We start from the raw sequence: 14706 nt of genomic DNA, 5'->3' as shown, positions 1-14706 counted from the left end.
AAAGCCCTTACTATTTACTTAGCAAGGGCTTTTTATAATTGAGAACTTAGAGTTTAGCGCCTAGCGCATCGTTACAAATTCTTCCGAGCCAGTCGGGTGAATCGCAACAACAGCATCAAAATCAGCTTTAGTTGCGCCCATTTTCATGGCAACTGCAAAACCTTGAATCATTTCATCAACCGCAAAACCAATACCATGTAGGCCAACTACTTTTTCGTCTGGGCCGGCACATACAAGCTTCATTTTACAAGGCTGGCGATGTTTAGTTACCGCTGTGTACATAGCCGTAAAACCAGATTGGTAAATCTTAACGTTTTCTTCGCCATACTGAGAAATAGCTTCTTGCTCAGTTAAGCCAATAGTCCCAATTGGTGGATGACTAAATACAACAGTAGGAACTAGGCTGTAATCCATTTTTAAATCATCTGGTAGCTCTTTATTAAATAAGCGCTCAGATAAAGTACGCCCTGCTTTTACTGCTACTGGTGTAAGTTCAATACCATTTTCGATTATATCGCCAACTGCATAAACGTTTTTAGCTGTAGTATTTTGATACTCATCAACTTTTACAAAACCACTGCTGTTTACTTCTACGCCCGCAGCAGCAACGTTAATAGCATTAGTTGTTGGCTCGCGGCCAATAGCCCAAATAACTTGATCAACGTTATGAGTTTTGCCGTTATCTAAATGTAGTGTTACAGAGCCGTCATCTTCTTTAACTAATTTATGGGGTACAGATTCAGTATGAAGAGTAGGGCCCTCAGCAGCCATAACATCAACAAGCGTATCTACAATATATGGGTCAAAACTACGAAGTGGGGCATGCTTACGTACAAATAAATGTGTTTCAGTACCTAAACCATGTAATACACCAGCAAGCTCAACGGCTATGTAGCCTGCGCCAATAACTGCAACGCGCTTAGGTTGCTCTTTTAGCTCAAAGAAGCCATTTGAATCGATACCGTGTTCAGCGCCTTCAATATGCGGAATGCTTGGGCGGCCGCCTACTGCAATTAATATATGATCGGCTGTGTAGTGCTCGCCGTTTACTTCAACTGTTTTATTATCTACAAATTTAGCAAAGCCTTTAATTACAGTAACGCCATTGCTAGCAAGGCCACTGTCGTAACCTTTATGAATTCGGCCAATGTAGGCTTCACGGCTTTCTACTAGTTTGCTCCAATCAAAGCCTTTAACTTCAACATTAAAGCCGTAATCTGGGGCATATAAATTAATTGCTTCGGCAACCTGAGCACCGTGCCACATTACTTTTTTAGGTACACAGCCCACGTTTACACACGTGCCGCCCATGTGTTTTGCTTCTATAAGTGCTACTTTAGCGCCACGCATTGCCGCTCTATTTGCAGAGGCAATACCACCACTGCCACCACCGATTGCAATATAATCAAAGTGTTGTGTCATTTTATGTCCTTAGGCGTTGAGTTTTATGCGCATTAGCATAACATTAAGTTTTAAAAATAAAGAGTGTTTAGGTGACCTATGTTTAGTAAAAAAACATTCGAATTTCTTGCTCAGCTTGATAAAAACAATAATAGAGACTGGTTTAACGACCATAAATCACAGTATGAGGAATACGTAAGAGAGCCCGCTTTAGATTTCATTAGGCAAATGCAAGCACCACTTGCTGATGTTTCTAGCCATTTTGTTGCATCAGATAAAAAAGTGGGCGGTAGCTTAATGAGAATCCATAAAGACGCGCGTTTTAGTAAAGATAAAACCCCATATAAAATTAATATAGGGATTCAATTTCGCCATTTTATGGGAAAAGACGTACACGCCCCGGGTTTTTACTTCCACTTAGCAAATGACGAATGTTTTGTAGGTGCTGGTATTTGGCGACCAGAATCAAAGGCGCTTAACGCAATTAGAACCTGCATAGATGAAAACCCAAATAGCTATAAAAAAGCAATTTATGATGAGCAATTTAAATCTATATTTGAAATGTCAGGAGAATCGCTAAAACGCCCGCCAAGAGGTTTTGAAAAAGATCATCCCTTAATAGATGAGCTCAAACGAAAAGACTTTATAGCCATTAGCTCGCTTACTCAAAAACAAGTATGTAGCAATAATTTAGTTGATACGGTACTAGAGCGTTATAAAGTGGCTGATTCACTAATGGGTTATTTGTGTTTTGCTCTGGAGCAACCATATTAAAATTACACAACTTAAAAGCAGTTGAGTTGTTTTTTTACTTTTAGACCCAATTTAAAATGTAATGCATTAACGCAAAGAGAGTATTTATGAGCAACCCATTAATTGGCCTTGAAGGCTTACCACCATTTTCAAAAATAAAGCCTGAGTACGTAGTACCAGCACTAAAAGACGGTATCGAGCTTTGTCGTAAAGCCATTGATGACGTGTTAGCTAAAGGCTCGTATACGTGGGATGACTTAGTATTACCCCTTGAAGAAGCCGACGATAAATTATCGCGCATGTTCTCCCCTGTATCGCATTTAAATTCAGTAATGAATAACGACGAATTACGTGAAGCTTACGAGCAGTGCTTACCGTTAATATCTGAATATTCAACATTTGTAGGTCAGCACCAAGGTTTATACAACGCGTATAATACGCTTTATAACAGTGACGAATTTAAAACGCTGACTACAGCACAACAAAAAACAATTACTAATGCGCTACGCGATTTTAAATTATCGGGTATTGCTCTGGCGGCAGAGCAGCAAACACGCTACGGCGAAATTAGCGCGCGTTTATCAGAACTTGCCTCAAAATTTGGCAACAACGTAATGGATGCCACACTTGCTTGGCACAAACATATTACTGATGAGAGCGACTTAGCTGGCTTGCCAGAATCAGCTCTTGCACTTGCAGCCGATACCGCAAAAAGTAAAGAATTAGAGGGCTGGTTATTTACACTCGATTTCCCGTCGTATTTACCAATAATGGCTTACGCAGATAACCGCGAATTACGCAGAGAAACTTACACCGCGTTTTCTACGCGCGCATCAGATCAAGGCCCTAACGCCGGTGAGTTTGATAACTCTGATATTATGAGCGAGGAGCTTGCGCTTCGCCATGAACTTGCACAGTTACTAGGGTTTAACAGCTACGCTGAAAAGTCACTGGCAACTAAAATGGCCGAAACACCAGAACAAGTATTCTCATTTTTAGAAGACCTAGCAGCTAAATCAAAACCACAAGCAGAGCAAGAAGTGGCCGAGCTAAAAGCGTATGCTGAGCAAAAACACGGTATTTCTGAATTACAAGCATGGGATTTTGGTTACTACAGCGAAAAGCTTAAGCAAGAAAAGTATGCAATTTCAGACGAAGTACTACGTCCTTACTTCCCAGCAAATAAAGTGCTTAGCGGCTTATTCGAAACCGTTAATCGCTTATTTGGTATTAGCGTAAAAGAAGTTACTGACTTTGATACTTATCACAAAGATGTACGTTTTTTTGAAATTGTAGATAGTAGCAATACTCTACGCGGACGTTTTTATCTCGATTTATATGCACGCGACCACAAACGTGGCGGCGCGTGGATGGACGACTGTATGGGTCGTAAAGTACGCGCTAACGGCGAACTACAAACTCCAGTGGCTTATTTAGTGTGTAACTTTAATAAGGCGGTTGGCGATAAACCGGCGCTGTTTACTCATGACGAAGTAACTACTTTATTTCATGAGTTTGGTCATGGTATTCACCACATGCTTACACAAGTTGATGCCGCGCCAGTGGCTGGCATTAATGGTGTAGCGTGGGATGCGGTAGAGCTTCCTAGTCAGTTTTTAGAAAATTGGTGTTATGCCGAAGAAGCCCTGAGCTTTATTTCAGGTCATTATGAAACGGGTGAGCCGTTACCTAAAGAGTTACTTGATAAGTTACTTGCTGCTAAAAACTATAACTCAGGCGTACAAATGCTACGTCAAATTGAGTTTTCGTTATTCGATTTTAAAATCCATAACGATTACAAAGTGGGTGAGCAATGCCAAATTCAAGCAGTACTAAACGATGTACGTAGCCGCACATCAATCGTTAAACCGCCTGAGTTTAACCGTTTTCAAAATGGTTTTAGCCATATTTTTGCCGGTGGTTATAGTGCAGGTTACTACTCGTATAAATGGGCTGAAGTACTTTCTGCTGATGCATTTTCTAAATTTGAAGAAGAAGGTATTTTTAACGCTGATACAGGGCAAGCCTTCATGCAAAATATTTTAGAAAAAGGCGGCAGTGAAGAGCCAATGGAATTATTTAAAAAGTTCCGTGGTCGTGAGCCAAATGTCGACGCGTTACTACGCCATAGCGGTATTGCTGTTTAAAAATTAATATTTAGCACAAATCAAATTAAAGCGCCTTAATGGCGCTTTTTTATTATTTTAAAATTATTATCTAATAATTTTTAGTAATTTCATCCTACCGTACTATGCTTTTAGCACACCTAATAAAATGGACTAAGGCATGGCAAAGTTGGTATTGGCAATTGATGACGACAAGTATGTTCATCATATAATTGAAGAGTCTTTAGCAGGGTTTTGTAAAATAATTCATGCAAAAGATGGCGATGAAGGATTAAGGCTAACCAATAAATACAACCCAGATATTATTTTACTCGATATTGAAATGCCAGGTATGTCAGGTTATGACGTATGTAAAACAATAAAGCAAAGTCAAAATACTCAGGATATTCCCGTTATGTTTCTCTCATCTAAAATAGAGCTAAGCGACCGGGTAAAAGGTTATAGCGTCGGCGCATCTGATTACATTACAAAACCTTTTAACGCAGAAGAGTTAATAGCGCGAATAAAGGTACTTTACGAATATAGGCAAAAATGCGCAAAACTAAAATTGGATATAGTAAAAGCGAATAAAACAGCTGAAATGGCAATGACAGAGTCAGGCGATATGGGGCGTATAATGCGCTACGTTGGACAAAGTTATCACGCTAATAATTTTCAATCGTTGAGTGAATACTTTTTTACCTTTTTTGCTCCTTTAAATTTAGATGTTGTGGTTGTGTTTTGGTATCAAGGAAAAGGTATTTTTTACAGCCAGCAAAGTGGTGTTTGCCCGTTAGAACAAGAGCTGCTTGAGCAACATCGAAATGCTCAGCGATTTGTTGATATTGGTAGCAGCACTATCATTAATTATCCCAAAGTGTCCCTTTTGATAAAAAATATGCCAGTTGATAACGATGCTTTGTATGGGCGCTACAAAGATCTGTTCCCGCATATATTAGAAGTAACCAACGAGAAGATTGTTACCATGGAAAGAAGCGAAAGCAGTTATGAGCAGGCAGCTCAAATAAGTACAGCCCTTCAAGATATTGTTAAGCAGTTAACTACTCAAAATGTAGAGCAAAACAAAAGTACTAAAGAGTTTATAGAGCAGCTACATGAACTTGACTGCGCTATTAAGCTACAACAAACACAAGCAAACCCTGCGGATCTCACTTTATATATATCTCAATTGGATCAAACAATGCAGTTATTTGTATCGGCTAATAGTGATTTAGCCTTTATCAAATATCAGCTTAAACAAGTTGCCGAAAGCCGCAATGAACTTATATCCAATTTACGTACTAAAGCGGAAGCCGCAAAGGTCAATACGAATCATCATAGTGATATAGAGCTATTTTAGTGCTTTAAAGTAAAGTGGTTGATATACTACAGGCGTATTTTATCGTCGGAGTTTATTGTGGTTATTCAGTGTGCTTTTAAAGAGTTACGCCCTTATTTAAATGAATTAGAAACACGCTTTGGTTTAGCCCAATGGGCGCAAAATTGTAGTGGCTTTAGTTTACATTACGATGATAAAGGGTTAAGTCTATTTAAAACCGACGAGCCTAAGCTAGGTGCAATTAACGTTGATTTTGTAACCGGTGCTGCCGCCCATAGGCGTAAGTTTGGCGGTGGTAAAGGGCAAGCAATTGCCAAAGCGGTGGGTTTAAATAAAGGCGCAACGCCTGTTGTACTTGATGCTACCGCTGGTTTAGGGCGAGATGGTTTTGTACTTGCCTCGCTAGGGTGCAAAGTTATATTACATGAACGTCACCCGGTTGTAGCTGCACTTTTATACGATGGTTTAAAGCGAGCCTATAGCGATATTGAAATTGGTTTGTGGATGAAAGAAAACATGAGCCTAATATTTGGCTCAAGTCATACTTTGCTCTCTCAATGCGAAAGCATGCCTGATGTTGTTTATTTAGATCCCATGTTCCCGCATCGCGAAAAATCAGCATTAGTTAAAAAAGAAATGCGCGTATTCCAAGAGCTTGTTGGTGCAGACAACGACGCTGACGACCTACTTGATTTTGCCTATCCACTTGCCAGTAAGCGCGTTGTTGTAAAACGCCCCGATTACGCCCCATTCTTAAACGAAAAAACCCCAAGTATGCAGATCAAAACCAAAAAGAACCGTTTTGATGTCTATGTAAAAGCGGCAATGGTTTAAGCATCAAAACAAATCGGCGTTATATCCCTAGAACTTATGTCGCTGAAACCATACTTTGATTTCAGCGACATCTTATCCATGTAAGAATCGTTATATTGGGTTTGATCATAGGATCTAGCCTTTTGAATCTAGGATCTTATTACATTTTCATGTTAGAATTTGCGCAATTTTTTGGCATAGCAAAGTAGCACAGTAATGATCTTAGATGATATTCGCATTGTTTTAGTTAACACGTCACATTCGGGCAATATTGGTTCGGCGGCTCGCGCCATGAAAACCATGGGTTTATCAAAACTTTATTTAGTTGATCCTGCTTGCGAAATAGACAGCCAAGCAAGTGCATTAGCTGCAGGCGCAACTGATGTTTTAGGCAATGCAGTTATTGTAGGTACCGTTGAAGAAGCTATCGCTGACTGTACATTAACGATTGGCACAAGTGCGCGTTCTCGTACGCTTTCGTGGCCAATGGTTGAACCACGTGAATGTGGTGAAAAGCTCGTTGCTGAAGCCGTAAATGGTCCTGTAGCGCTAGTATTTGGTCGTGAAAACAGTGGTTTAACTAATGAAGAATTACAGCTTTGTAATTACCATGTATGTATTCCTGCTAATCCAGAGTACAGCTCGCTTAATTTAGCTATGGCCGTACAAACACTTAGTTACGAAACTCGCATGGCATTTTTAAATCAACAACCTAAAAAGGTTGAAGAAGACGATGCAGTTTACCCAAGCTCAAAGCAAACAGAGTTGTTTTATGATCACCTTGAAGACACGTTGTTTAAAACAGGTTTTATCATCAAGCAACACCCTGGTTTAGTTATGACTAAATTGCGCCGTTTGTTTAACCGAGCTCACCCTGAAGATGCTGAAATGAATATTTTACGCGGTATTCTCACCTCAATTAATAAGGCTATCCCTAAGTAACTTAGGTATAGCTATTAGTTATAAAAGACCTAGACTAATTAACGCGCTAATACTTGACTAAATTACTCAGGTAATTACAATGGCTGTAATACTTGACCAAAGAGGTCAAGTATTGAAAATTTGTTAACTCTACAATTTAAAAGTAAGAGTTTCTAAATCAAATTTTTATCAAGTGATAATACTTGACTAATTTACTCTGGTAATTAAAATTTGCACTCTTTTGTGCAGGGGGCGTTATGAAGTTAACATCAAAAGGCAGATATGCCGTTACAGCTATGCTGGATGTTGCACTACACACAGGTGTAGGTCCTGTAGCCCTTGCTGATATTTCACAAAGACAAGAAATTTCTTTGTCTTACCTTGAACAATTATTTGCTCGTTTACGTAAAAATGGCCTAGTAAGTTCTGTTCGTGGACCTGGTGGTGGTTATTTACTAGGGCGTGAAGCGAGCGTTATCTCTGTTGGCGATATTATTAGCGCCGTAGACGAATCGGTCGATGCAACACGTTGCCAAGGTGCCGATACCGGCTGTCAGAGTGGTATGCGTTGTTTAACACATAATTTGTGGTCAGACTTAAGCGCACGCATAGAAGAATTTTTGAATAATATTACCCTTGCTGAATTGGTGGAAAAATCAGATGTGAAAGAAATAGCATCGCGCCAAGATAACAGTATTAATAATGCAATTAAGCAGTTGGAAAACATTCAAGTAAGCTGTCAACTTTAAGGTTGACCTGCAGCGGAGAGAGAAATGAAGTTACCGATTTATTTAGATTACGCAGCGACCACGCCTGTTGACGAACGTGTTGCTAAAGAAATGATGCAATGCCTGACAATGGACGGTAAGTTTGGTAATCCTGCGTCACGCTCACACCGTTTTGGTTGGCAAGCAGAAGAAGCTGTTGACCAAGCACGTACAGATATTGCTGATTTAATTAATGCAGACCCACGTGAAATTGTTTTCACATCGGGTGCAACAGAATCAAATAACCTTGCTATTAAAGGTGCAGCACAGTTTTACAAGAAAAAAGGTAAGCACGTTATTACCGCTAAAACTGAGCACAAAGCTGTAATCGACACATGCCGTGAACTTGAGCGCCAAGGTTTTGAAGTAACTTACATGGACGTTGAAGAAAACGGCCTACTTGATTTACAAAAACTTGCCGACACAATGCGTGACGACACAGTACTTGTAAGCATTATGCACGTTAATAACGAGCTAGGTGTAATTCAAGATATCGCGACTATTGGCGAAATGTGTCGCGAACGTAAAATTATGTTCCACGTAGATGCAGCGCAAAGCGCGGGTAAAGTACTAATCGACGTGCAACAGCTTAAAGTTGATTTTATGTCGTTCTCTGCACATAAAGTGTATGGCCCTAAAGGTGTTGGTGCACTTTACGTTCGTCGTAAACCACGTGCTCGCCTTGAAGCGCAAATGCACGGTGGCGGACATGAACGCGGTATGCGCTCTGGTACACTAGCTACTCACCAATTAGTGGGTATGGGTACAGCGTTTAAAATTGCTAAGCAAGATTTCGAAAAAGATCACGCACACATCAGCGCCTTACGTAATCGTTTAATCGACGGCATTATGGCTGATATGGACGAAGTATACTTTAACGGCACGCAAGACCAATCAGTACCTGGCATTGTAAACATCAGCTTTAACTTTGTTGAAGGTGAGTCGTTACTTATGGCAGTAAAAGACATTGCAGTATCGTCAGGTTCAGCCTGTACATCTGCAAGCTTAGAGCCTTCTTATGTATTACGTGCACTTGGCCGTAACGACGAATTAGCACATAGCTCAATTCGTTTTAGTATTGGTCGCTTTACTACCGAAGAAGAGATTGATTACACCGTCGAATTAATGAAAAACTCTATCGGTCGCCTACGTGAGATGTCTCCTTTATGGGAAATGCATCAAGAAGGTATTGATTTAGATTCAGTTGAATGGGCTCACCACTAATAGTGTGAGCACATACCCTAGCAGGTAATGAGGATAGAATAATGGCTTATAGTGATAAAGTAATCGACCACGTAGAAAACCCACGTAACGTAGGTACTCTAGATAAGAATGATCCGTCAGTGGCAACGGGTATGGTAGGCGCACCAGCATGTGGTGACGTAATGAAATTGCAAATTAAAGTATCTGCCGAAGGCGTTATTGAAGATGCAAAATTCAAAACCTACGGTTGTGGTAGCGCAATTGCTTCATCTTCACTTGTAACAGAGTGGGTTAAAGGCAAAACGCTAGACGAAGCAGCGACAATTAAAAACACTGATATCAGTGCAGAGCTTGAATTACCACCAGTGAAAATTCACTGTTCAATTTTAGCCGAAGACGCAATTCAAGCAGCAATTGCAGACTACAAAAGCAAACAAGCGAAGTAAGAAGAGAAACTCATGGCAGTGACATTGACAGATGCGGCAGCAAACCGCGTACAATCATTTTTAGCAAACCGCGGTAAAGGTTTAGGCCTGCGCGTTGGCATTAAAACGACGGGCTGTTCAGGTCTTGCTTATGTACTTGAGTTTGTTGACGATTTAAACGAAGACGATGAAACTTTTGCGGCTAAAGGTGTAACATTAATTGTTGACGCTAAAAGCTTAGTTTACATCGATGGCACAGAGCTCGACTACACTAAAGAAGGCTTAAATGAAGGGTTTAAATTTAGAAACCCTAATCAAGCAGATGAGTGTGGTTGTGGCGAAAGCTTTACCGTTTAAGCTTAAAATATCTTTGTAGTATAAATAAGCCCTGCCAGTTAATGTAGGGCTTTGTTATTTCTGAATATTATTGGTTGAAGTTATGCGTTACTTTGAATTATTTGCAGTTCCCGTTGATTACAATATTGATTTAGCAACGGTTAACAAGCACTACTTGGAATTACAGCGTACTGTACATCCAGATCGCCACGCGAATGCGAGCAGCCGCGATAAGTTAATGGCAGTGCAAAGCGCCGCCGAAATTAACGATGCGCTACAAACATTAAAGCACCCAGTAAAACGTGCTGAATATATGCTGAGCGAGCTAGGCGTTGATATTCGTGCAGAGCAGCAAACCTTGCAAGATCCAATGTTTTTAATGCAGCAAATGGAACTTCGCGAAGAGCTTGAAGAGCTAACATCGTCGCGCGATCCTGATACCGCCATTGCAAATTTTGAAAAACAAATTAAGCAACTAAACACGCAGTACAGTGCACAACTTGCCGAACAACTAGCAAGTAACGATGAGCAGCAATATCAACTTGCCGCAGATAATATTCGTAAACTGAAGTTTGTTTATAAGTTACGTGACGAACTAGAGCGTATTGAAGACAGTTTATTTGACGATTAATTACTTGCTGCAAAGCGAGCAACACGAGTTTAAAGAGCATTATGGCATTATTGCAAATTGCTGAGCCGGGGCAGAGCGCGGCACCACACGAACATAAACTAGCTATTGGTATTGATCTTGGTACAACTAACTCATTAGTTGCAACAGTACAAAGTGGCGAAGCCCGCACGTTAACTGATGATCTTGGCGCGGCTATGTTACCGTCGGTTGTTCGTTATCAAGCAGGCGGTATTACTGTTGGCGCAGAAGCTGCAAAAGCAGCAACGCAAGACCCTGCCAACACGCTTATTTCGGTTAAGCGTTTTTTAGGTAAAACTCAGGCTGAAATAGAGCAAAGTTATGGCCAGCTACCGTATGAATTTTGTGAGCACAATGGTGCACTAGCAATAGAAACTGCGGCAGGTAAAATCAGTCCAATTAAAGCATCAAGCCATATTTTAGCTGCATTAAAAGCACGAGCGGAGCAAAGTTTTGGTAATCAAGAGATTTTAGGTGCTGTAATCACAGTACCAGCGTACTTTGATGACGCACAGCGCCAAAGTACTAAAGATGCCGCAGAACTTGCTGGTATTAACGTACTACGTTTATTAAATGAGCCAACAGCAGCAGCCGTTGCTTATGGTTTAGATTCTGGCCAAGAAGGTATTATTGCTGTTTACGATTTAGGCGGTGGTACATTTGATATATCAGTACTTAGATTACACCAAGGTGTGTTTGAAGTAATGGCAACTGGCGGCGACTCAAGTCTCGGTGGTGATGACTTTGACTCACTACTTGTTGATTACTTTAAGCAGCAAACTGGTGTGTCAGCGTTGTCACCTTCAGTTTTACGTTTATTCATCAATAAAGCAAAAGCGTGTAAAGAAGCATTAAGCCAATACGCTAAAGTAAACGTGGGTCTTGAGTTTGACGATCAAAAATACACAGTAGAAGTAACACGCGAAACGTTTGATGAAATGGCTATGCCTCTCGTTAAAAAAACACTGCGTTCGTGTCGTCGTGCTGTAAAAGATGCTGGCATAGAAAACGACGAAGTACTGCAAGTTATTATGGTAGGCGGTTCAACCCGTATGCCACTGGTACGTAGCCAAGTACAAAGCTTTTTTGATAAAGAGCCGCTAACTTCAATCGACCCTGATCGTGTTGTAGCCCTAGGTGCTGCGCTTCAAGCCGACGTGTTAATTGGCAATAAGCCCGATTCTGACATGCTATTGCTTGATGTATTACCGTTATCGCTAGGCCTTGAAACTATGGGTGGTTTGGTTGAAAAAATCATTCCGCGTAATACAACAATTCCGGTAGCACGCGCGCAAGAATTTACGACGTTTAAAGACGGCCAAACAGCTATGTCATTACATGTGCTGCAAGGTGAGCGTGAGCTTGTTGATGATTGTCGATCGCTTGCTAAGTTTAGCTTAAAAGGTATTCCACCAATGGCGGCAGGTGCTGCGCATATTCGTGTAACCTTTAAAGTTGATGCTGATGGCCTATTAAGTGTTTCAGCTATGGAAAAATCAACAGGCGTACAAGCTGAAATTCAAGTTAAGCCTTCGTTTGGTTTATCTGACGACCAAGTAGCTAACATGCTAAAAGAGTCAATGAGCAACGCTAAAGGCGACATGCAAGCACGTATGCTTAAAGAGCAACAAGTAGAAGCGTTACGCGTAATAGAAGCGCTTAATGCATCACTTGCAGCCGATGCTGCATTACTTGACGATATGCAACTTGCTAACTTACGCGCTGAAATTGCAGAACTGGTAAAAGTGCGCGAAAATGCACAAGAGCCTGGCGAAATTAAAGCAGCTATCGAAAAAGTCGATAATGCGAGTAGCGACTTTGCATCGCGTAGAATGGATGCATCAATTAAAAAGGCCCTTACAGGGCAGTCAGTAGACAACATTTAAGAGAGATTAGAATGCCACAAATTGTTTTTCTTCCACATCCTGAATTATGTCCTGACGGCGCTGCAATTGAAGCCCCTGCAGGCCAAACAGTACTCGACGCTGCACTTAAAAATGGCATTAGTATTGCACATGCCTGCGAAAAGTCGTGTGCATGTACTACGTGTCATTTAGTGATTCGTGAAGGATTTGATTCACTACAAGAGAGTGATGAGCTAGAAGATGACATGCTAGATAAAGCATGGGGTTTAGAGCCTGAGTCACGCCTTGGTTGCCAAGCAATTATAAGAGATGAAGACTTAGTGGTTGAAATACCTAAGTACAATCTCAATATCGTTAATGAAGAGCACTAGTTTTTAACGATGTATATATTAAAAGCCGCTGTTTGATACAGCGGCTTTTTTGTTTCAAAAAAGCATTCATAAACACGTAGCAGCGACTTTATGTCGCGTTTTAAATCTCAAACGTTTTAAGTTAAATTTTTCTAATCTCAAACTTGAACATCAAAATGATCACGTATTTTTCAGATTATATAAACGCGGGGTAAACCCGCTGCTAAGAGTTCAACCCAATCCCTAAAATCTATTTCGGAGGTTTATTTTGAGTAATCTTATTTTCTCAGACTCATTTATTAACGGCGAATTTTATAAGACTGATACGCACTTTAGCGTTAACGATCCCGCGACCGAAAAAAGTATTGTTGATGTAAGCGATATTGACGAGCAGGGTGTAAATAGCGCAATAGCTGCAGCTCAAGGGGCTTTTGTTAAATTAAAAGCGACGAATGCCACCGAGCGAAGCGAAACGTTGATGCGCTGGTATGAGCTAGTTATAAAACACAAACAAACACTTGCAGAGCTTATGACCAAAGAGCAAGGTAAGCCACTTAAAGAATCCCTTGGTGAAATTGATTACGGTGCAGGTTTTATCAAATGGTTTGCTGAGGAAGCCAAGCGTAGTTACGGTGACGTGATTCCGCCAACTGATGACTCACATCGTTTAACTAGCTTTAAGCAGCCTATCGGTGTTGTAGCTGGTATAACGCCTTGGAACTTCCCTGTTGCTATGGTTACTCGTAAAGTAGCTCCAGCTTACGCTGCGGGCTGTAGCTTTATACTTAAACCTTCTGAACATACGCCACTATGTGCTATCGCACTTGCTTATTTGGCCGATCAAGCTGGTTTTGTTAAAGGTGCATTTAATGTACTGGTTTCACAAGATGCCAAAACAGTAGGTAAAATGCTGACTGATTCAGAAGTCGTGCGTAAGTTTACATTTACCGGCTCTACCGGTGTAGGTAAGCAGTTGCTATCTCAATGTGCAGACACAATTAAACGCACCTCGATGGAGCTTGGCGGCAATGCGCCTTTTATCATTTTTGATAATGCAGATTTAGATGAAGCTGTAGAAGGGCTAATGACGGCTAAATTTAGAAATAGTGGGCAGGCATGTGTTGCTGCAAACCGTATCTTTATACAGCGTAATATTCTCGACAAAGTACTGTCAAAAATCACGCCTAAGGTTGCAGCGTTAAAAGTGGCAAATGGTTTTGAAGACGATGTTGATATTGGCCCACTCATTTACCCTAAAGCCAAAGAGAAAGTACAACAGTTAGTACAAGACGCACTCGATAAAGGTGCTACGTTGATTGGCGATAATAGTGACTTAGGTGGCAGCTTTCAAAACCCATTAATAGTAAACAACGTAACTACTGACATGGATATTTACCACGAAGAAGTATTTGGTCCAGTATTAACGGTTATTCCTTTTGATGAAGAAAGTGAAGTGCTTGCACTTGCTAACGATGTACCATTTGGTCTAGCAGCCTATTTTTATAGCCAAAATATTAAGCAAATTTACCGAATTAGTGAAGGGCTTGAATTTGGTATGGTAGGTGTAAATGAAGGTGTTATATCAAACCCAGTAGCGCCTTTCGGTGGCGTTAAACAATCTGGTTTGGGCCGAGAAGGTGGGCATCAAGGGCTGGATGAGTACCTAGAAGAAAAATACGTGTGTATTAAAATATAACGGCAGTTAAGTATACGAGCGCGAATTTACTTCGCGCTTTTTTATGACGTTAATATGGCAGATATATGAACTTTACCTTTTAC

General features: G+C 40.7%; 14 protein-coding genes. 13 read left to right on the top strand and 1 reads right to left on the bottom strand.

Going from position 1 to position 14706, the window contains the following annotated elements; translation table 11 throughout:
• Window positions 1-60: 60 nt before the first annotated feature.
• Window positions 61-1422, bottom strand: coding sequence for a glutathione-disulfide reductase (gene gorA / locus I6F48_RS08970; RefSeq protein ID WP_165728136.1), 1362 nt, complete (start codon window positions 1420-1422; stop codon window positions 61-63).
• 78 nt (window positions 1423-1500) lie between these two features.
• Here gorA and I6F48_RS08965 point away from each other — a divergent pair, with 78 nt between their 5' ends.
• The 13 genes from I6F48_RS08965 (at window position 1501) to I6F48_RS08905 (ending at window position 14623) form a co-directional block, all read left to right on the top strand.
• Window positions 1501-2175 carry a DUF2461 domain-containing protein gene (locus I6F48_RS08965; RefSeq protein ID WP_197119270.1) on the top strand — a complete coding sequence of 225 codons (675 nt, stop codon included), beginning with the start codon at window positions 1501-1503 and terminating at the stop codon, window positions 2173-2175.
• Between the two features lie 86 nt (window positions 2176-2261).
• Entirely contained in the window at window positions 2262-4301 is a 2040-nt protein-coding gene (gene prlC / locus I6F48_RS08960; RefSeq protein WP_197119269.1) for an oligopeptidase A, read from the top strand.
• 139 nt (window positions 4302-4440) lie between these two features.
• Complete coding sequence (locus I6F48_RS08955; protein ID WP_197119268.1) at window positions 4441-5619, top strand: response regulator transcription factor; 1179 nt, start codon at window positions 4441-4443, stop codon at window positions 5617-5619.
• Window positions 5620-5676: 57 nt separating this feature from the next.
• A complete protein-coding gene (locus I6F48_RS08950) occupies window positions 5677-6432 on the top strand; it encodes a class I SAM-dependent methyltransferase (protein WP_010554084.1) in 756 nt (251 codons plus the stop codon).
• A 195-nt stretch (window positions 6433-6627) separates the two neighbouring features.
• Window positions 6628-7353, top strand: a complete 726-nt coding sequence (trmJ, locus tag I6F48_RS08945; protein ID WP_024589846.1) for a tRNA (cytosine(32)/uridine(32)-2'-O)-methyltransferase TrmJ — start codon at window positions 6628-6630, stop codon at window positions 7351-7353.
• A gap of 236 nt (window positions 7354-7589) precedes the next feature.
• Complete coding sequence (iscR, locus tag I6F48_RS08940; protein ID WP_007586371.1) at window positions 7590-8081, top strand: Fe-S cluster assembly transcriptional regulator IscR; 492 nt, start codon at window positions 7590-7592, stop codon at window positions 8079-8081.
• Between the two features lie 24 nt (window positions 8082-8105).
• Window positions 8106-9323: an IscS subfamily cysteine desulfurase gene (locus I6F48_RS08935; protein WP_002958425.1), complete on the top strand. Its 1218-nt coding sequence runs from the start codon at window positions 8106-8108 to the stop codon at window positions 9321-9323.
• A gap of 41 nt (window positions 9324-9364) precedes the next feature.
• Window positions 9365-9748 carry a Fe-S cluster assembly scaffold IscU gene (gene iscU, locus I6F48_RS08930; RefSeq protein WP_007377675.1) on the top strand — a complete coding sequence of 128 codons (384 nt, stop codon included), beginning with the start codon at window positions 9365-9367 and terminating at the stop codon, window positions 9746-9748.
• Between the two features lie 12 nt (window positions 9749-9760).
• Window positions 9761-10084 (top strand): iron-sulfur cluster assembly protein IscA, encoded by a 324-nt coding sequence (gene iscA / locus I6F48_RS08925; protein ID WP_007377674.1) that lies wholly within the window; start codon window positions 9761-9763, stop codon window positions 10082-10084.
• Between the two features lie 82 nt (window positions 10085-10166).
• Window positions 10167-10694 (top strand): co-chaperone HscB, encoded by a 528-nt coding sequence (hscB, locus tag I6F48_RS08920; protein WP_007586374.1) that lies wholly within the window; start codon window positions 10167-10169, stop codon window positions 10692-10694.
• Window positions 10695-10735: 41 nt separating this feature from the next.
• Window positions 10736-12598 (top strand): Fe-S protein assembly chaperone HscA, encoded by a 1863-nt coding sequence (gene hscA / locus I6F48_RS08915; protein WP_165741392.1) that lies wholly within the window; start codon window positions 10736-10738, stop codon window positions 12596-12598.
• An 11-nt stretch (window positions 12599-12609) separates the two neighbouring features.
• On the top strand, window positions 12610-12948 hold the full coding sequence (fdx, locus tag I6F48_RS08910) for an ISC system 2Fe-2S type ferredoxin (RefSeq protein ID WP_165735300.1): 339 nt from the start codon (window positions 12610-12612) through the stop codon (window positions 12946-12948).
• Window positions 12949-13195: 247 nt separating this feature from the next.
• Window positions 13196-14623 carry an NAD-dependent succinate-semialdehyde dehydrogenase gene (locus I6F48_RS08905; RefSeq protein ID WP_197119267.1) on the top strand — a complete coding sequence of 476 codons (1428 nt, stop codon included), beginning with the start codon at window positions 13196-13198 and terminating at the stop codon, window positions 14621-14623.
• Window positions 14624-14706: the final 83 nt, after the last annotated feature.

Source organism: Pseudoalteromonas sp. SWYJ118 (assembly GCF_015864505.1).
Taxonomy (GTDB): domain Bacteria; phylum Pseudomonadota; class Gammaproteobacteria; order Enterobacterales; family Alteromonadaceae; genus Pseudoalteromonas; species Pseudoalteromonas arctica.
This window is presented reverse-complemented; position numbering and strand designations above follow the sequence as displayed.